Annotated in this window: 13 protein-coding genes and 1 pseudogene; 7 read left to right on the top strand and 7 right to left on the bottom strand. The window is 43.5% G+C overall.

All coding sequences use genetic code 11. The features are described from left to right. Nucleotides 1–28 precede the first annotated feature (28 nt). The 4 genes from dapA to EKM67_RS00445 all read left to right on the top strand — a co-directional run bounded on the left by dapA (nucleotide 29) and on the right by EKM67_RS00445 (nucleotide 4,207). Nucleotides 29–901, top strand: coding sequence for a 4-hydroxy-tetrahydrodipicolinate synthase (gene dapA, locus EKM67_RS00460; RefSeq protein ID WP_125576167.1), 873 nt, complete (start codon nucleotides 29–31; stop codon nucleotides 899–901). A 1-nt stretch (nucleotide 902) separates the two neighbouring features. Further along, nucleotides 903–1,652 (top strand): 4-hydroxy-tetrahydrodipicolinate reductase, encoded by a 750-nt coding sequence (gene dapB, locus EKM67_RS00455; protein ID WP_125576165.1) that lies wholly within the window; start codon nucleotides 903–905, stop codon nucleotides 1,650–1,652. A 260-nt stretch (nucleotides 1,653–1,912) separates the two neighbouring features. Next, nucleotides 1,913–3,106, top strand: a complete 1,194-nt coding sequence (locus EKM67_RS00450; RefSeq protein ID WP_125576163.1) for an aminotransferase class I/II-fold pyridoxal phosphate-dependent enzyme — start codon at nucleotides 1,913–1,915, stop codon at nucleotides 3,104–3,106. 9 nt (nucleotides 3,107–3,115) lie between these two features. Then, nucleotides 3,116–4,207 carry an aspartate-semialdehyde dehydrogenase gene (locus EKM67_RS00445; RefSeq protein ID WP_125576246.1) on the top strand — a complete coding sequence of 364 codons (1,092 nt, stop codon included), beginning with the start codon at nucleotides 3,116–3,118 and terminating at the stop codon, nucleotides 4,205–4,207. A 182-nt stretch (nucleotides 4,208–4,389) separates the two neighbouring features. Here EKM67_RS00445 and EKM67_RS00440 read toward each other — a convergent pair. From EKM67_RS00440 to EKM67_RS00415, 6 genes and pseudogenes are all read right to left on the bottom strand, one after another. After that, a pseudogene (locus EKM67_RS00440) lies at nucleotides 4,390–5,367 on the bottom strand (ABC transporter ATP-binding protein). Further along, nucleotides 5,360–6,442 (bottom strand): ABC transporter ATP-binding protein, encoded by a 1,083-nt coding sequence (locus EKM67_RS00435; protein ID WP_125576159.1) that lies wholly within the window; start codon nucleotides 6,440–6,442, stop codon nucleotides 5,360–5,362. Before EKM67_RS00435 ends, EKM67_RS00440 begins: the two are co-directional and overlap by 8 nt. Before the next feature lie 18 nt (nucleotides 6,443–6,460). Further along, nucleotides 6,461–7,489, bottom strand: a complete 1,029-nt coding sequence (locus EKM67_RS00430; protein ID WP_125576157.1) for an ABC transporter permease — start codon at nucleotides 7,487–7,489, stop codon at nucleotides 6,461–6,463. Further along, nucleotides 7,489–8,424, bottom strand: coding sequence for an oligopeptide ABC transporter permease (gene opp3b / locus EKM67_RS00425; RefSeq protein WP_125576155.1), 936 nt, complete (start codon nucleotides 8,422–8,424; stop codon nucleotides 7,489–7,491). The genes EKM67_RS00430 and opp3b overlap by 1 nt, the downstream gene beginning before the upstream one ends. A gap of 39 nt (nucleotides 8,425–8,463) precedes the next feature. Beyond that, nucleotides 8,464–10,104, bottom strand: a complete 1,641-nt coding sequence (locus EKM67_RS00420; protein WP_125576153.1) for a peptide ABC transporter substrate-binding protein — start codon at nucleotides 10,102–10,104, stop codon at nucleotides 8,464–8,466. An 863-nt stretch (nucleotides 10,105–10,967) separates the two neighbouring features. Continuing rightward, nucleotides 10,968–11,603, bottom strand: coding sequence for an NAD(P)-dependent oxidoreductase (locus EKM67_RS00415; protein ID WP_125576151.1), 636 nt, complete (start codon nucleotides 11,601–11,603; stop codon nucleotides 10,968–10,970). 230 nt (nucleotides 11,604–11,833) lie between these two features. On the opposite strand from EKM67_RS00415, the gene EKM67_RS00410 reads away from it, so the two are divergent. Next, nucleotides 11,834–12,301 (top strand): 8-oxo-dGTP diphosphatase, encoded by a 468-nt coding sequence (locus EKM67_RS00410; protein ID WP_225417254.1) that lies wholly within the window; start codon nucleotides 11,834–11,836, stop codon nucleotides 12,299–12,301. Nucleotides 12,302–12,390: 89 nt separating this feature from the next. On the opposite strand, the gene EKM67_RS00405 is transcribed toward EKM67_RS00410, so the two are convergent. Then, complete coding sequence (locus EKM67_RS00405) at nucleotides 12,391–13,146, bottom strand: nitroreductase family protein (RefSeq protein ID WP_125576149.1); 756 nt, start codon at nucleotides 13,144–13,146, stop codon at nucleotides 12,391–12,393. A gap of 938 nt (nucleotides 13,147–14,084) precedes the next feature. Here EKM67_RS00405 and EKM67_RS00400 point away from each other — a divergent pair. Both EKM67_RS00400 and EKM67_RS00395 read left to right on the top strand, forming a co-directional pair. After that, on the top strand, nucleotides 14,085–14,654 hold the full coding sequence (locus tag EKM67_RS00400) for a TetR/AcrR family transcriptional regulator (RefSeq protein WP_125576147.1): 570 nt from the start codon (nucleotides 14,085–14,087) through the stop codon (nucleotides 14,652–14,654). Nucleotides 14,655–14,699: 45 nt separating this feature from the next. Next, complete coding sequence (locus tag EKM67_RS00395) at nucleotides 14,700–18,470, top strand: MMPL family transporter (protein WP_125576145.1); 3,771 nt, start codon at nucleotides 14,700–14,702, stop codon at nucleotides 18,468–18,470. Nucleotides 18,471–18,950: the final 480 nt, after the last annotated feature.

Genomic DNA, 18,950 nt, shown 5'->3' with positions numbered 1-18,950 from the left:
ATAATCATATTTTGTGAGGAGTAATCACTTGTTAGAAAATAAAAAAATTTTGACCGCCTTGATCACACCGTTCAACGACGACGATCAGATCGATTATCCGGCACTGGACGCGTTGGCTGATCGGTTGATCCATGAACATAGCGACGGCTTCGTGATCGGCGCAACCACTGGTGAATCACCAACCTTAACGCATGATGAAAAAATTGAGCTGTTCAATCACTTTACTCAGCATGTTCAAGATAAAGCGGTCGTTGTTGCGAACGTTGGTAATAATAGCACTGCAGCTTCAGTCGCACTTGCCAAAGAAGCGAGTGCAATTCACGGGATCACGGCTGTTTTGGCCGTAAATCCTTATTACAATAAACCTAGCCAAGCAGGAATGGTGGCTCATTTCAAGGCCATTGCGGATGCGTCTGCAGTGCCAGTGATCCTATACAATATTCCGGGACGTACCGTTGTGAAGCTGGATAACGAGACCGTGGTTGAGTTATCGAAATATCCAAATATCGGTGGCGTTAAACAGTGTACCAGCGTCAGTGATCTTAAATATCTTGTTGAAAATACATCGCCTGATTTTGCCGTTTATACGGGTGAGGATACGCAAACGCTTGGCGCAATCGGCGCCGGCGCACGCGGTGTGATCTCAGTCACTTCTCATTTGTATGGGAATGAAATGCATGATATGATCACCGCTTTTGAGACCGGAAAACTGCAAGCTGCCCAAGAGAAAATGCGCTGGTTGGCACCGAGAATGGATGCCTTATTTGCTTATCCTTCACCAGAACCAGTCAAGATGGTGTTGGCGGCTCGCGGTGAAATTGCGAATAATTTGCGATTACCAATGATTCCCTTAACAACAGAAGAAGCACAAGCAGTCAATGCGGTTTTGGAGGCAAATTAATATGACAACGGTATTTATCGGTGGTGTCGCAGGGAATATGGGCCAACGTGTTGCTAAAACAATTGCAGCGACTGACGGTGTAACGATAGCCGGCGGGCTAGATATTCATGGCCAATCAAATTCAGATTTTCCAGTTTTTACAAGTGTCGACCAAATTAATGTTCAGGCAGATGTTTGGTTAGATTTTACGATTGCTGCGGCTGCTAAGGCTAATGCAAATTGGGCGCTGCAACATGGTTTTGATGTTGTTATTGGCACCAGTGGCCTAGATAATGGCGAGTTTAATGAGTTAGGCCAGCTGGCCACGAAGAATCATCAACATTTATTGATCGTTCCGAATTTTGCGATTTCTGCCGTTTTAATGATGCAATTTGCACAAAAAGCGGCTCAATATTTTCCTGATGCTGAAGTCGTTGAAGCGCATCATGCGGATAAAGTTGACTCACCATCAGGAACGGCAAGAGCGACGGCACAACTTATTAGTGAAGCACGCCAAAATAGCCCAATTGCGCCGAAAGAAACCGACCAACCCGCTCGCGGTGAATGGATCGACGACGTTCCAGTTCATGCCTTGCGTTTGCCAGGCTATGTTGCGCAAGAAGAGGTTCTTTTTGGCGCGGCTGGCGAGAGCTTGAGTATTAAACAAGTTTCATTTGATCGTTCTTCGTTCATGCAAGGAGTTGTCCTAGCTGCGCAAAAAGTTGGAACATTGCCAGAAGGACTGACAGTTGGGTTGGATGCTTTACTGTAAACGTGTTGCACAACACTGAAATCTAGCATCTAAGAGATCAAGCCACGAAAAATAAAATACAATTTTTGTGTCTTGACGTCTTAGCTGTAGATTTCAACCCGTGTTGTTCCGCACTCTAAACGTGTTCCAAGCAACTGAAATTAATGTCTAAGCCGCCAACAACTTGAAATCCAAAAGCGGGATTTTTAAGTTGTTGGCGGCTTAGCCAATAATTTCAACCCGTTGCTTTCCACACTCTATGAATTAGAAGGGGAAATTTCATGCCAGAACTTAAATTAGGTTTGTCAAAATTAGGTAATCGAAATTTAGACACTGTTCCGCCATCCGCAATACGTGAATTTGACAACGAAATTTCGTTGATTCCTGGGATGATCAAGTTGACTTTGGGGGAACCCGATTTTGCGGTGCCTGATCACGTTAAGCAGGCGACAAAAGTGGCGATCGATCAAAACTTTTCTCACTATGCACCGTCGTTTGGATTCATGGAACTGCGAGAATTGATCAGTCAATATCTTGCCGATAAGTTTGATACACATTATGTAGCCACGCAAGAGGTGGTGGTGACGGTTGGAGCAACAGAAGGGATTTATGCTGCCATTAGTGGTCTGTTCAATCCTGGAGACACGATTATCGTGCCAACACCCACATTTCCACTTTACGAAACGGTCGCCAAGGTCAATGGCATTCATGTGATCAATGTTAATACGGCACCGGATTTTGTTTTGACGGCTGCAAAGCTGACCGAAGTTTTAGCCGAGCACCCAGAAGCAACTGGGTTAGTGTTGAATTATCCTAATAATCCGACCGGCGCCACTTATACACATGCTCAATTACATGAATTAGCAGATGTAATCAAACAAACCGACTTGGTCGTTCTGTCGGACGAAATTTATGCCGAGTTGTCTTATCGTGAACCCCATCTCAGCATGGGCAAGCTTTTGCCAGAGCAAACCGTATTGATCAGCGGTTTTTCTAAGTCGCACGCCATGACGGGTTATCGGATCGGCTATCTCGCAGGTCCACATGCGTTGATTGCCCTAATCGGAAAAATGCATCAATTCTTGGTGACGACAGCAGCATCGCCAATGATGAAAGCCGCAGAAGAGGCTTTGAAAAACGGTCAAGATGATGCCCAGCAGATGCGTGACGTTTATCGTGAACGTCAGGGTTTAATTTTACATGATCTTCAACAAGCTGGATTCACGGCGCCGACGCCAGCGGGTGCATTTTATATTTTTGCAAAAATTCCACCAACGTTGATTCAAGACGATGTGAAATTTGCTTACGATCTCGCGAAGAAAGCAAAAGTTGGTGTGACTCCTGGATCAGTCTTTGGTCCTGGTGGAGAAGGACATGTGCGGCTGTCTTATGCAGCATCAACGCAAAACTTGCAAGAAGCTGGACGACGAATTCAAAAATACGTCGCAGCGTTTCGAATCAATGATGAAAAGTAGGCATGTATGATGGTAAAAAAACAATATAAAGTTGCAATTTTAGGTGCGACCGGCGCCGTTGGGACACGGATGATCCAACAGTTAGCCGCATCGACTATTCCAGTCTCAGAAGTTCATTTGTTAGCCTCTGCTCGTTCTGCAGGTAAGACGATGACTTTTAAAGGTGAATCTGTGACTGTTGAGGAAGCTAAGCCTGAATCCTTTGATGGTATTGATTTAGTGTTAGCTTCTGCCGGCGGGTCTGTTTCTGGCCGTTTGTTACCGGAAGCAGTTAAACGTGGCGCAGTCTGTGTGGATAACACGTCATTTTTCCGGATGAACGATCAAGTGCCTCTCGTTGTGCCAGAAGTAAATGAAAAAGATCTCGCTTGGCATCATGGCATCATTGCCAATCCCAATTGTTCGACGATTCAGATGGTCATGGCGCTGGAACCAGTTCGGCAAAAGTATGGACTAAATCGGATCGTGGTTTCAACTTATCAAGCTGCTGGTGGGGCCGGTCAATCTGCAATCGATGAGATGAATGCTGAGGCACAGGCTGATTTGAACGGGGAAGAATTCACGCCACAAATTTTACCTGTGAAAGGTGACCAGAAACATTATCCGCTGGCATTTAATCTGTTACCACAAATCGATGTCTTCGAAGATGAAGGCTATACTCACGAAGAATGGAAAATGATTCATGAGACTAAAAAAATCATGTTAGGTGATAAAAATTCACCGGATATTAAAGTGACTGCAACGTGTGTGCGCGTTCCGGTTCCAGTTGGTCATGGTGAATCCGTTTGGTTTGAAGTCGGTACAGATCAACGACCAACAGTTGCACAATTACATGAAGTGATGGCTGATTTTCCTGGCTTAGTTGTGCAAGATGATCCCAGTCAACAACTTTATCCACAACCCAAGACAGCTGAAGGACGTCGCGAAACTTTTGTCGGCCGTGTTCGGCGCGATTTAGAAACACCTGGCGCTTATAATCTCTGGGTAGTTGCCGATAACTTGCTCAAGGGTGCTGCTTGGAATTCTGTTCAGATTGCAGAGCGATTAGTCGCAGACGATTTAGTACGTGTTCCTGAGCATAATGCAGAGTTATTTCTGTAGCTTGTTAAGTAGCTTGGCAGTATAGGTACAGTCCGCTTTAAATAAACGTCTCATTCGTTTGGATTGCGTTAGTTCAGGGAGATCATAGACCCACTTTATGATTTGATGAGAATGATGAAAATAAGTAAAAAATAAGCACAGATCAACCGACTAGGTTGATTTGTGCTTATTTTTTACTTGAACTAATTTGTTTCGTGGCTATATTTTTCAGCGTCTGCCTGGTACGCGGTGATTTCATCGTCGGCAGCTAGTACGAAATGTCCGGGCACAATTTATTTTAGTGTGCGGGGCTTGCCATCGAATTCGATACTGGAATCGTAGTCTTTTCTGCGGCGTGAACGTTCGTACATTGGATCCGGTAGTGGCACCGCTGAGAGCAGGCTCTTCGTGTAAGGATGCAGGGGATGATTGTAAACTTCGTCGGCCGTTGAGAGTTCCATCAAGCGGCCATTATGCATGACGGCAATGCGATCGCTGATATATTTGACCATCGATAAATCATGGGCAATAAATAAATAGGTCAAATTTTGTTCCTGTTGGATCTCGCGCAACAAGTTGACGACTTGTGCTTGAATGGAAACGTCCAATGCCGAAATCGGTTCGTCGGCGATAATAAATCGCGGTTGGACGGCGAGTGCGCGGGCAATCCCGATCCGTTGACGTTGCCCACCAGAAAATTCATGAGGATAACGGGTGGCGTGATCGTGACTTAATCCAACCAGATTGAGTAATTCATTCACACGTGCGTCGCGTTCTTGATCGTTTTTGACCAGGTGATGGACATCGAGCCCTTCGGCGATAATGTCTTTAACTTTCATTCGTGGATTCAACGAAGCATAGGGATCTTGGAAAATCATTTGCATTTCGCGGCGGAATTCAAGCATGTCACGATGTTTGATCTTGCTGATGTCTTTGCCGTTGAACAAAATTTCACCACTAGTTGGTTTGTACAGCCGAATGATACTGCGGCCGGTTGTACTTTTACCTGAACCAGATTCACCGACTAGTCCGAAAGTTTCACCTTCGTAAATATCGAAACTGATATCGTCGATGGCTTTGACTTCGTTTGGCTTGCCAGGGTTGAAATATTGTTTGAGATGTTTCACTTGTACTAATTTTTTACGTGGTTGCGCATCGATCGTCTCGTTATCTTTAGGCATTTTGATCGACCTCCTTGGCTTTGTGACTGCCAATCTGACCACTTGCTAATAATTCTCGGTATTCTGCTTGGCGCTTCTTAATTGCCAGCGGTGGATCGACCTGAGGCGCGTCTGGATGCAATAGCCAAGTTGCGGCGTAGTGAGTGTCAGTCACTTTGAAAAATGGCGGCATCGCTTCGTGATCGATCTCCATGGTATAAGGATTTCGCGGCGCAAAAGCATCACCTGCAGGAGGGTCTAATAAATTGGGGGGTGTCCCTGGAATCGCATATAGCCGTTTAGAGCTCGTATCGAGCGTTGGCATCGAGTTTAACAGTCCCCAGGTATAAGGATGCTTGGGGTCATAGAAAATCTCGTCAACGGTCCCGTATTCGATTATTTTGCCAGCATACATCACGGCAACTCGATCAGCAATTCCGGCGACGACACCTAAGTCATGGGTGATAAAAATAATCGAGGTTCCGATCTTGTGTTGTAAGTCTTTCATCAAGTCGATGATCTGGGCCTGAATCGTTACGTCTAGTGCTGTCGTTGGTTCATCTGCTAATAAAATTTCAGGATAATTGACGATGGCAATGGCGATGACGATCCGTTGACGTTGCCCACCAGAAAATTGGTGGGGATAATCCTTCATGCGATTTTTTGCATTATCGATCCCAACTAATTTCAATACTTCTTCTGCACGGGCCATGGCGTTAGCGTGGTTCATGCTCCCATGAATCAGAAGTGGTTCGGCGACTTGCTTGCCAATTGGCATCGTTGGATCGAGTGAGGTCATCGGATCTTGGAAGATCATCGAAATATCGTTGCCACGAATTTTTTCGATTTCGCGGGGACTCATTTTAAGAATGTCTTGTCCCTTGAAATCAATCTCACCGCCATCAATATGGGCGTTATTGGCTAATAACGCCATGATACTGCGGACGGTTACGGATTTACCGGAACCAGACTCACCAACAATCGCTAAAGTTTCGCCTTTATTCAGGTGAAAACTCACATCACGAATGGCCTGAACTTGGCCGGCGAAGGTTGAAAAATTGATTTTTAAATTTTTAACGTCTAGAATTTTTTCCACGAGTGCTACCTCCTTTCGTTATTCTGATGCTTTTGGATCAAAGGCATCGCGTAAACCATCGGCCAACAAATTGAAGGCAATCATGATAATACTGATGGCAGCAGCAGGATACCACATTTGATAAGGCAAGAACCGGAAAGTTTTCTGACCATCAGATAGCAGCGTCCCAAGTGAGGCGTTTGGTGCGGGGATACCAATGCCGATGAAGCTTAAGAACGCTTCGAAGAAAATTGCGGTTGGAATCGAGAACATCGTTTGAATAATAATTGTTGAGGAAAGATTAGGGATTAAATGTTTGATGGCAATTTTGAAAGACGATTCACCGAGGGTTCGTGCTGCTAAAACATATTCTTGAGATTTCAAGGTCAATGTTTCGGCGCGAACCAATCTGGCCATGGTGATCCAGCCGGTGATCCCCATGGCGACGACGATCGATCCCAGACCAGGTGTGAACAGCAGTAACATTAAAATCACGACAACTAAATTCGGGATCGAGGAAATGATCTCGATGATTCGCTGCATGATCGTATCCGTGCGACCGCCTTTCCAACCAGAAATAATCCCATATGGAATCCCGATCACGAGATCAAATAAAGTTGCTAACATCCCGATCAGTAATGACAAGGCAACACCCTTCATCAGGCGTGAAAATAAATCGCGGCCCAGATAATCAGTGCCTAAAACATAATAGGTACCCTTGGGAACATTAGCCTGGGCATATTTGTCGACGATTTCGCCACCAACGCTAGCCTTACCGGTGAATCCGGGAATCCCATTGGCAATTTTTGGCGGTAAGTTTGCGTAGGCTACGTGTTGGGCGTTAGGATCACTGGGCGTCCACCAGATCGAAATGATCGAGATCATAATGATGATCACCAATAACCAAAGTGAGATGATGGCGGCTTTATTTTTTTTCAAGCGGCGAATCGCATCTTGCAGGAAGGTTAGGGATGGTGCGGAAATCTTTTCTTGTTCATCAACGTCGTTGGCGCCGACTTTATTGAAACTATTCTTGTTAAGTTTAATCTGATTTGTTTGCTCAGCCATTAGTTCGAACCCTCGCTTCCGCTCAGTCTAATTCGTGGATCGATCAAGCCGTAAAGAATATCGACGATCAAAATCACGACGACTAACATAAATGAGTAGAGCAATGTTAACCCCATAATTGTGGGGTAGTCGTTAGTGGTGATCGATTTGACGAATTGATCGCCGATCCCAGGAATGGAGAAAATATTTTCGACGACCATCGAGCCGACCATTAAATCGACTGCCATTGGGCCAATGATCGTGACTACAGGGATCAATGAATTCCGTAACGCATGTTTAGCAACGGTCTGCCAAGGTGTATTCCCCTTCGCGCGTGCGAGTTCAATGTAGTCGGAGTTTAAAACGTCGACCATTTCCGTGCGCATGAATCGTGCAGTCGTGGCTAAAGGTGCCATGGCAAGCGCAATCGTCGGTAGGATACTGGACGAGAAACCTTCCCATAAGGCAATTGGAAAAATTCGCAGTTTGAATGCCAAGAAGAACTGTAGTAAAACTGCAAAAACGAAGTTAGGAATTGAGCGGCCGATGATCGCAAAGAAAGTTGCGACTGTGTCGACCCAAGTATTTTTGCGGATGGCCGCAATTGCACCTAGCAAAATTCCTAATAAAGTTCCGAGAATAATTGCCTGTACACCGATTTGCATTGAGGGGCCGATGCGGCTAGCAATCAAATAAGAAACGGGCTGATTATTAAATTGAAATGAAGTACCGAAATCACCGTGCAACAGCCCGACAAGATAAATCCAATATTGCTGGTATGCCGGTTTATCTAAACCATATTGATGATTCATGATATTGATTTGTTCCGTCGTCATTTTAGCCTGGTTGGCATAAGGCGAGCCAGGCATTAATTTCATCAAGAAGAAAGTTGCTGTGGCGATGATAAACATTGTCAGTACCATGTACCCAACACGCTTGAGAATATATTTTCCCATTTTTTTTACACTTCCTCGTTTAAATTGGGACGCTGGAAATTATTTGGCAATATAGGTGTGAACGAAATTATACTGATTCGAAGGCGAGTAGGCTAACCCTTTAACCTTGGCGTTAATCAAGTGAGCTTCAGCGCGTTGATAAATCGGGATGACGCCTTGATCATCCGTGAGAATTTCTTGTGCCTGCAATAAATCATTAAATCTTGCTTGTGGGTTCGTGGCGTGCGTCGTCTTGCTGGCTTGAATCAGTTGATCATATTTGGTGTTTGACCAGCCCCCGTTATTTTGGCTATTGTTGCTAGTGAAGAGGTCGAGATAAGTGATCGGGTCTGGAAAATCAGCACCCCATGCACTCATCACGAGATCGAAGTCACCGGCTTGCGAGCGAGTTAAGCGAGTTTTGAAGGGTAAGCTGGTAATCTTTATTTTTAATCCAGGCAGGATCGATTCTAATTGGCTTTGGAAATATTCTGCAGACTTTTTGGCGTTTTCGGAATCGTCCGTCATGAATTCAACGTTTAAGTTGCTGATGCCGACTTCTTTGAGCCCTTGTTGCCAGAGTTGCTTGGCCTCTTTCTTGCTGAAGTTGGTGGCATACTTCGTATCTTTAGCCGCTGCCTCAGAAAAATCTGTGTCATCTGGCATCTTGGCTAGATTCTCGGGAGTCACGTTTCTCGCGGGAATCGAAGAGTTACCTAAAACTTGTTCAACATATTCCTTGCGATTGATGGCTTTTGAAAGTGCTAAGCGAATATTTTTATTTTTAAAGGCTGGAATTTTCTTTTCGTTTAATTCCAAGTAGAAAACGGAAGACTGTGGTCGTGGTGTGAACGAGGGATCATTCTTCATTTGTCGCGCCGCCTCGCCACTAAGTACGGCGTCATCCAGGCCATTACTTTCGAATAAATTCAGGGCGGTGGATGGTTCTTTGATAACTTGAACTTTAATTTTATTTAATCTAACTTCTTGATTGTTCCAGTAGAATTTATTTTTAACTTCTGTCCAACTATTATTTGTGCCCGTCCAGTCGGTCAGCTTGAATGGGCCATTATAGACTAACTTTTTGGCAGTCGTTCCATATTCACTGCCATATTTTTTAACGATTTTTTCGTTCTGGGGGAAGAAAACCGGATTGGTCAACATGGTCGCAAAATACGGAATGGCGTGATCGAGCTCAACTTGCAAAGTGTGCGCGTTGATGGCCTTGACGGCTAATTTAGTTGGTTTCATTTTGCCATTCATAATTGCCGTAGCATTTTTAATACCGGCAAATAAATAAGCATATTGCGATTTTGTCGCTGGATCAACGGCGCGTTGCCAGGCAAAAACAAAATCTTTTGCCGTCACGTCATCACCGTTGCTCCATTTAGCATTTTTGCGCAGCGTATAAGTATAGATTTTACCACCATTGCTTGGATTGGCTATTTTAGTCGCGATAGCGGGCTGCAACTCCGAACCGTTGTAACGATACAAACCGTCCATCGTATCGACGAGAGCCTGCCCAGAAATCGCATCAGTGACCGTTGCAGAATCCATACTGCCGATCACATCGCCCTCCATGCGCGTCAACACCTGATCCTTGCTGCTGTTAGTCGTCGACTGATCGCCGCGACAACCTGCCAAAAAGAACAAGGAAGCAAGAGAAACTAAGCCCGCCTTCCCAAAACTAGAAAACTTCATGTAAAACATCCTCCTAAAAACAAGTTGTGAGCTACCACGGTTGAAATTGAGCATCAAATGTATTAATCACTTTGATTTGGTTTTAAATCAAACTGATTAATCAGTTGAGCGGAAATTTCAGTGGGAGCGAACACAATTCAAAACAAGTTGTGAGCTGCCACAGTTTGAAATCAAGCATCAAATGTCGCGGCCACAATTAAAATCACTCATTTAAAATTTTACCCGTTTGCCCAGAGTTTGTAAAATTGAAGTGATTTTTATTGAAGTCGTTATTTTAAAGAGTATTCATTTATTGCTGAATTAAATTTCACAGCAAATCACACAAGCGCTCGGCTAAAAATATGTATAAATATAGCCTATGTCGTCTTTAAGCGCGCAGAACTAACGCTACCAACCAAATGAGCAGTTGATTCCAGTTCAACGCGATCCCAACTAACAAGCTACAAAAAAACCAACAGACGGGCATCTGTTGGCTTGGAGGAAGAATAAAAATGTGATTCAAATTAAAGCGGGCACTTCAATTTGAATGTTTCAACAATAGCGGGCACTACTGTTGATTTAAGGGGTTCATTTTAAAAGGGAGGAATAAAATGAAGAAAATTAGCAATTATTTTGGATTGGAGCAGTCATACCTAGAAAGCAGTTTTACGAAGCAAGTACGAATGAATCGGGCAAATCCGTTCGTATTTGTTTCCCGCTTTCTATATTGATAACTATACAGCTGGGGTATGAAAGAAGTGTGCGACAAAATTGAGTCTTCCTTGATAAATTTGTGACGAAAATGTGACGATGGCCTTATTTTCCCGATACAAAAACAGATCAGCGTGAAAAACTGCTGTTCTGTTAGCGCGCATCAAATTCAATTAAACTGCGCAAACTGTATAACGTTGCTGTTGATGTTCGGGTCCTTCAATCTCATCGAGCATGGCGATCGCATAATCAGCCATACTGATTTCACTCTTACCATATTTATCGAGCATCAATTGTTCTTGCCCAACTTTATATTTACCAGTCCGTGAACCATTAACTAAAAAGTCGGCAGAAGGACTCAGGTAAGTCCAGCGCACATCTTTAGATTCGCGCAGATAATCCAAGGCCTTACCCATATTGATCGAAGTTGGTTTGAACGCATCCGGAAATGCATCCGTATCATACATATGTGTGGTGAGTTTGTCATCCACATATAAACTACCGGCGCCACCAACAACTAGCAAGCGAACGGAAGTATCCTTCAAAATCTCGATTAAATGTTTCATCGCCTTAACGTGCTGCACTTCTTCGCCTTCAGGAGCGTTGTACGCACTGATCAGAACGTCGAAGTCCTTCACATCTTCGTTGGTTAGAACGAAGATATCTTTATTTAAGAAAGTTAAATTTGATTCTCTGATTGTTTTAGGGACGTGACGGACGATCCCGATAACTTCGTGCCCACGCTTAAGGGCTTCTGCTGTCAAAAATGAGCCAACATGACCAGTTGCACCAATTATTCCAATTTTCATTATTAATTAATCTCCTTTGAGGGTAGGATATGCAAAATGTAATTTAAAACCATGATTGACAGCGGTTTCAAACTAACTTAATCATAGGCGATTTCTCTTTTTTTTACAAGTAATATCTTAGTTTACCGCCATAAATTATTTCTAGGTTTTTGCAAAAAGTTCGTCGATCGAGTTGCAACCGCGAAAAGACAAGCCTATGATTATTTCAAGCAAATAAACCGGAGGCAATTATGGAACATCAACCAGAAACTGCCATGTTTTTGAACATGGTCATGATCGAAAAAGGGGAACAAGTCCTCGTTGAAAATCGGCGCAAGCAAGATTGGCCAGGGATCACATTTCCAGGCGGTCATGTTGAATCGCATGAATCCTTCGTCGATTCTGCGGTGCGAGAAATCCGTGAAGAGACTGGCTTAAAAATTGCCCATTTGAAACTAGCCGGGATGGCCCAATACAACGACATCACTGCCGATAATGTTTATTTCAGGCGGGTGATTTATTTCTATCGGACGAATGACTTCAGTGGTGAATTAAAAGCCAGTCGTGAGGGTGAAGTTTATTGGTTAGATAAAACCAAGTTGGCAGACCAAAAACTTTCAGGATCCATGGCGGACTTTTTACCTGTCATCCAGAATCCAGAGCTGTCGGAAGTTTTCTATCTTGGAGACGGCGACGATTATCAAACCTTTTTCAAATAAATACTTTGGAGATTGACCGAGATCAATTTTCCAATACAAAAAATGTGCTAAAACTTATTCTATTGTCGAATAAGCTTGGGCACATTTTTTTAATGGTCGTCTTCGATCAAAAATCCTTGTTGATGAAGGATCGTTAGGAGTTGCGCGCGTTTTTCTGGCACGTTAAGCAGACTGCGTTTCACTTGATTCGTGAACGTATCGACCCGCCGATTGGCTTCGCGCAGATCATAATAGTCGTGCACTTCAGCGTCGTAAGCCTTTAATTGGGGCACGATGGGTTCAGGCAATTGATAGCCATTCTCGAAATGCATGAATTTTTTCGGCAGACGGGGTTTGTATTGCGGCTCCTGGTCAGGATAGCCGATTGCTAGACCGAGAACTGGAAAAGTTAGCTCCGGCAAATGTAAGAGGTCGATTATTTGTTGCGCGTCATTTAAAATGCTACCCAACACAACGGCGCCTAATCCCATGCTCTCTGCGGCAACCACGGTGTTTTGCACGGCTAAGGTTGCATCCGCCAGAGCGGCGAGAAACTTGTTGGCACCCCCGACTTTATTTTCAGGCTGATTCATTTCGGCACCGATTATGGCGTTGCGGTGTTGATCCGCGATGAAAATAAATAGGTGTCCATTATTAGCAACATAGGGTTGTTTAGAAATCTGGGCAATCGCAGTTTTTAATTGCGGGTCGGTAATACTGATGACGCTGAAAGCTTGTAGGAATTCCGAAGTGGCGGTGTGGCGGGCGACGTCGACTAAAGTGTCGATGGTTGTGGCGGGAATTTCCTGGGTGGTAAAGGCGCGAATGGTGCGGTGGTGTAATTGACGATCGATTTCTGCGTTCATAATATATCGTGACTCCTTTTTGACTGAATACTTCAAGTATACGCCATTGATAAAAAGTAAGTTAGAAAAAGTTTGGAGCGAGTGTATTAGTCTACCTTCGGCAGAAGTTGCTCCAGAAAATAGTGGGAAGTTGCTGTGGAGACGGCTACAGGATTTCCAAAAACCGGAAATTCTTCCGCCTAAAATGTGAGCCCCGGAAAACCGCCGGATCTCACATTTTCTCTTTCTGTAAACTCACAAAAACCGTTCGTTAACAGAAATACCACTGCAATCCCACTATTTTCTTCCGCAACTTCTGCCTAAACTTATTTCGTTTAGGCTAGGATTGGAATAACAGGGTCCTCAAGCTTGATTGACATTGTTGCCTTTACTCAGAATAGTTCTTCAATAAAGTTTGAGTGATAATCCAGTCTGTATTTCGTCTTCTACAAAAAATAGTTGCGGTACAAATCAGTCGCACAGGACTAGACGTTGGCTAGAGCCAGCACAATAAAGCCGCCGAGATGAGTCAGAACGCGGAAGAAAAAGTTGCGACTCGCAGTGAAATTGTTCTTGCGGGACCAAATTATTTATCAAACAGTCTCGGATGAGTTGACCAATAATTCAGTTACCACTTAAACCCAGGTCCCGCTAGAACAAGGGTGATCTTCAAGACTTTTGTGGGCTTCAAAAGGCTTGAAGTCATCCCCACAGCGAGTCGCAACTATTTTCTGGAGCGTTCTGACGGAACCAAACTAAATCCTACCTCCTGCAAACAAAGCCTTCATGAATCGGTCAGTCATTATTCCACCACAAATTCCAAAAGAACCAAACGAAAAAATTTTCGTAGAAAAATAAAAATATTTCAAATATTTTTCAATAATCTACAACTTGTAGATTGACAACTGCAATTGGTAGGTATATTATTTGTAAATGTAAATTAACTAGGGGAGGAAAACATGATGACCCAACGACGCATTTTAGATAAGAACAAGGTTGCGGATGCCGCTCGCGAAATTGTTAAAGAATCGGGCATGCCGGCGTTAACTTTCGGGAATCTTGCCAAAAGGTTAGGCATTAAATCGCAGTCCGTTTATAATTACTTCCATAATTCCGACGAACTCTTAGAATATTTAGGCGCAGATTTGATGCATTGTTTATATGATGAGTTGACTGCGGGGTTGATCGGACTTTCAGGCCGTGAAGCTTTGTTGAAATACGGTGAAATTGCGCATCAATTCTTTCTGAAACAAGGAAAGCTAGTCAGCACCATTCACACCGTGCAAAATTATCCGAAAGATTCTGATTTCGTTCAGGCGATGGAACAAGTTTTACAAATCATTTCGCAGATCATCGATGGTCAAAAGAATATCAAGATCGACCGGATTGCTTTTTTACAAGCGTTCATTAGTCAGGTCCTTGGTTTCACCTTGGTGGAATCGATGGGGTTGTTTGATACTTACGATGTGCCCCACAACACGGAGAGTTTCCGTAAGACATTAGAAATTACGACAGATGCATTCGTTTAAAAAAACTGATTCATTTATTTTTGGGATTAAGGGAGATATCAAGTTATGCAGAAATTTTTTAAGAATCATTACGGTGCACTGATCGGTTGGGTAATCGCCGTGATCGCGGCCGTGGTCATGTTGCCAAATATTACAGATTTAGTTCATGATAAAGGGCAAATCGCATTACCAAGCAATGTTGAGAGTAAGGTTGCCGATCTTTTCCAAGATGATTGGGGACGCGGTCAAGGTAACACGCGGCAAATTGTGGCTATTTTCAATAATGGCGATAAGAAATTAACCGCGACACAAAAAGCACAGATCGAACAAACAATCAGTGATCTGCGCGCGGATAAGAAAAAATATGGCATTAAATCAGTGCTTGCGCCTAACGATAACGCTGAAACGAAAGCACAACTTGTTTCCAAGGATAAGTCGACGCAGCTCGTTCAGTTATTGGTCGATAAAGATCATGACGATGGTTCCGTCACTGAAATTAATGACGAATTGACCAAGGCAGTCAAGACTTCTGGTGTCAAAACTTATGTTACTGGCGCGGATATTTTAAATAACGAATTTGATTTGAAGACACAACGTGGGATTCAAAAGACAGAAGTGATTGCCGCAATATTCATCTTCATTGTCTTGATCATTGTTTTCAAATCACCAGTGGTTCCAGTTATTTCTTTACTCACTGTCGGTGTTTCATTGATTACGTCATTGAGTATTGTCACCAATTTAGTTGATAAGTTTAATTTCCCATTCTCGAACTTCACGCAGGTTTTCATGGTCGTCGTGTTATTCGGTATCGGGACAGATTACAACATTCTACTTTATGATCAGTTCAAAGAAGAGTTGAGCCAGGGACTTTCCAATTGGGAAGCGACCCACCGAGCACAACGTAAGGCTGGAAAAACGATCCTTTATTCTGGCTCGTCGATTTTGATTGGCTTTACCGTTTTGGGATTGGCTAAATTTTCAATCTATCAGTCAGCCGTCGGTGTGGCCATTGGGGTCGTTGTTTTACTCGCGGTTCTCTTAACCTTAAACCCATTCTTCATGAGTCTATTAGGCAAGAAAATGTTTTGGCCATCTAAGAATTTCGACGGTCATTCATCGAGCAAAATGTGGCATGGCCTTTCTGCCCAAAGTGTTTTACATCCATTAATTGCTTTAGGCGTGGTTTTAATTGCCACATTGCCATTTGTCTTCACCTATAGCAATAACTTGAATTATGATAACTTGCAAGAATTAGGCGATGATGTTGCGGCTAAACGTGGATTCGAAGTCGTCGAAGATCATTTTTCAAAAGGGACTGCAGAACCCACTACAATCTACATTCGTAGTGATAAAACGCTCGATAATGAAGCCGACTTGAAAGCTATCGACCAATTAACACAAGCGTTGCAAGATGTTGACGGTGTTAAAACTGTTGCGTCTGTCACCGAACCTGGTGGTACTAAGATCAAGAAACTTTATGTCAAAGATCAAATGAGCACCGTTACGAGCGGCATGAAGGATGCTAGCAAAGGAATCAAAACTATCAATTCTGGTTTGACCGAGGCTAACGATAAACTGGCTGCTAGCAACATGGCTGGTGGCTTGAATGATGTTCAAAGATTGGTTGCTGGAACGAATCAACTCGTTTCAGGTAGCCAAGCGTTGCAAGATGGCACGAGCAAATTATCTGCCGGTGCCAGCACCTTGAATTCTGGCATCAGTCAATATACGAGTGCCGTTGGCCAATTAAACAACGGGACTTCACAACTTGCCGGTAATTCTGGTAAAATCACCTACGGTATTAGTACGTTAGTGAGCCAAAGTCAACAATTGCCACTGGCAGTCGCTGGATTGGATGCTTACAACACAGGTATCAATAACGGCGTGACTCAGATCAACCAGCAGTTAGCTTCTAAATCGGCAGACTTGAAAGATTTGGCTGAAATGGGCGAAAAAGTTCAGGGTCTTTCTAAAGAAACTGCAGCTATGAAAGCACAAATCAAAGAGCTTGCTGGCATGAAGGATCAATTAGCAAGCATGTCACGATTACTAACGCTTGTTTCCCAGAACCGTTCTAAAATGGAAGATCTTTTAGCACAAGCCAAGAGTTTATCAGCGACTAAGAAAGCCTTAGAGACTGCATTAGGAACTGTTGGGACAAACGACGGCAAGACTTTGATAGCCAATGCTGCGATTAAGTCCAATGCTAATACAATCATCAGTGATGCATCATCAGAAAAATCAGTCGCGGCAGCAACGGCAATTTTGAAGTCTGTAGATAAATCTGACGATAATGCCAATGCAAATATTCAAACGTTAGGAAAATTGAAGACGCAAATGTCAGGCTTGACAATTGACACGACTGATTTCGAAACGATCGTTAATTTATTACCTTCTGATGCAAGCATTAAAGAAATTCAAACGCAATTGGGTCAGGTTAATTCAATGATCACGAGTGCCAATTCATTACTTGATCAAGCCGACAGCTTAACGGCCCAAGCTTCTAAGTTAGGTGAATTGTCAACATCCATGACACAATTGACGCAAGGCTTAGCACAATTGCAGTCTGCGTCGAATCAAGCGGCCTCTGTGGCATCGCAATTGAATAGTGGTGTCAATGGTAGTGGCGTTGATACAACCAGCCAGAAGACGATTGAAGCCACAATTGGCAACTCGACAATGTTGAGTCAATTGAATCAATTGTCTGCAGGCATGCAAACTTATATCAACGGTGTGAACCAAGTTGCTGCTGGGACAAGTCAATTGAATGCTAATTCGAGTGCATTAAAGAGTGGGTCGAGTCAATTAGCTAGTGGCACGACACAGCTAAATGGACAGATCCCAACATTGACGAAGGGCTTAGTCCAAGTTCGTGATGGTCAACAAACCATGTACACGACATTGCAAAGTACAGTTGAACAAATGAGTACTTTACAAAGTGGTTTAGGTGACGCGTCTGATGGCTTGACGACAATCAATAACGGTGTTAAATCCGCTAATAGTTATTTAACTGGTTTGCAAAAATCAGCCGCAGGAACCTCTTTCTATATTCCTAAGAATCAGATCCATGGCAAAGAATTTGCGCCAGCGATCAAGAGTTATATGTCTGAAGACAAAAAGATCACGAAATTAACGATCGTTTTGGATCAGAATCCTAGCTCGACCAAAGCAATGAAGAAAGTTCGCCAATTGACTTCACAAACGAAGAATAATATTAAGGGGACTGCCCTGAATGGCGATAAAGTTGCAACCGGTGGTCAAACTTCGCAAATCGCCGATATTCAGCAACTCGCAAGTTCTGACTTTAGCCGGACGGCCGTGATTATGGTCATTGGTATTGGCTTAGCGTTGATGTTTGTAACGCGCTCGATCCTACAACCGTTATTCATTATTGGCACGTTGTTACTTTCTTACTTCACGTCATTGTCGTTGACGCGTTGGATCAGTGCCACATTCTTGGGTCATTCGATGTTGACTTGGAATACACCATTCTTCACGTTCATCATGATCTTTGCCTTAGGCGTTGATTACAGTATCTTCTTGATGATGAAGTATCGTGAACTCGGTGATGAGATTCCGAGCCCGAGTGCAAGAATTGTGGAAGCTTCTGGTGTCATTGGTGCCGTTGTTATCTCTGCGGCGATCATTTTAAGTGGGACTTTCGCCGCTTTGATGCCTTCTGGTGTCTTGACTTTGATTCAGGTTGCTTTAGGTGTCATCATTGGTCTGGTGATTCTGGTGATTATTTTGCCGATCATTTTACCTGCTGCGATTCGTCTGACGTATGATCATGGTCAGTCAACGGACAATCCAGCCCATGCTTCTAAAAAAATCTAATTGATTTGAAAAACTGTTCCGGATAGCTTGCTATCCTGGAGCAGTTTTTTGGTTTGTGGTGGTTGTGGATAAGGGCAGCTTGAATTTGCTGCAGAGAATGAACAGCTCACTTGTGGGGACGGCTGCATGATTTTGGAAGTGCGGAATATTTTATCTGAATTTGAATGGCTTAAAATTATGGTTGTGCGTAATGGCAGTTTGAATTTGCTGCAGAGAATGAACAGCCCACTCGTGGGGACGGCTCCAGGATTTTGGAAGCCCGTCAAAATTCTTCCGCCTAAATTTGGAGCTCTTGCAAAACCGGCAAGATCTCCGAATTTCCCATGGTCTAAGCGACGATGGATCTGTCGCTAAGAGCATTATCACAGTGTGCTGTTCATTCTCTTCCGCAAATTCTGTGGTTCATTCTAGTGAGCAGAGTTGGATTCTGAACCGGGCTTTCTACCTTACGAATCTTTTCTGAGCAACGTAAATATTTAG

The organism is Lapidilactobacillus mulanensis, from assembly GCF_003946215.1.
GTDB lineage: Bacteria > Bacillota > Bacilli > Lactobacillales > Lactobacillaceae > Lapidilactobacillus > Lapidilactobacillus mulanensis.
Note: the sequence above shows the minus strand (reverse complement) of the source record. Positions and strands in the feature narration are given on the sequence as shown.

What these genes read in the sequence shown, in the direction of transcription:
- dapB (WP_125576165.1), top strand. Translation starts at nt 903, where the DNA reads ATGACAACGGTATTTATCGGTGGTGTCGCAGGGAATATGGGCCAACGT.
- EKM67_RS00450 (WP_125576163.1), top strand. Translation starts at nt 1,913, where the DNA reads ATGCCAGAACTTAAATTAGGTTTGTCAAAATTAGGTAATCGAAATTTA.
- EKM67_RS00445 (WP_125576246.1), top strand. Translation starts at nt 3,116, where the DNA reads ATGGTAAAAAAACAATATAAAGTTGCAATTTTAGGTGCGACCGGCGCC.
- EKM67_RS00430 (WP_125576157.1), bottom strand. Translation starts at nt 7,489, where the DNA reads ATGGCTGAGCAAACAAATCAGATTAAACTTAACAAGAATAGTTTCAAT.
- opp3b (WP_125576155.1), bottom strand. Translation starts at nt 8,424, where the DNA reads ATGGGAAAATATATTCTCAAGCGTGTTGGGTACATGGTACTGACAATG.
- EKM67_RS00420 (WP_125576153.1), bottom strand. Translation starts at nt 10,104, where the DNA reads ATGAAGTTTTCTAGTTTTGGGAAGGCGGGCTTAGTTTCTCTTGCTTCC.
- EKM67_RS00415 (WP_125576151.1), bottom strand. Translation starts at nt 11,603, where the DNA reads ATGAAAATTGGAATAATTGGTGCAACTGGTCATGTTGGCTCATTTTTG.
- EKM67_RS00410 (WP_225417254.1), top strand. Translation starts at nt 11,834, where the DNA reads ATGGAACATCAACCAGAAACTGCCATGTTTTTGAACATGGTCATGATC.
- EKM67_RS00405 (WP_125576149.1), bottom strand. Translation starts at nt 13,146, where the DNA reads ATGAACGCAGAAATCGATCGTCAATTACACCACCGCACCATTCGCGCC.
- EKM67_RS00400 (WP_125576147.1), top strand. Translation starts at nt 14,085, where the DNA reads ATGATGACCCAACGACGCATTTTAGATAAGAACAAGGTTGCGGATGCC.
- EKM67_RS00395 (WP_125576145.1), top strand. Translation starts at nt 14,700, where the DNA reads ATGCAGAAATTTTTTAAGAATCATTACGGTGCACTGATCGGTTGGGTA.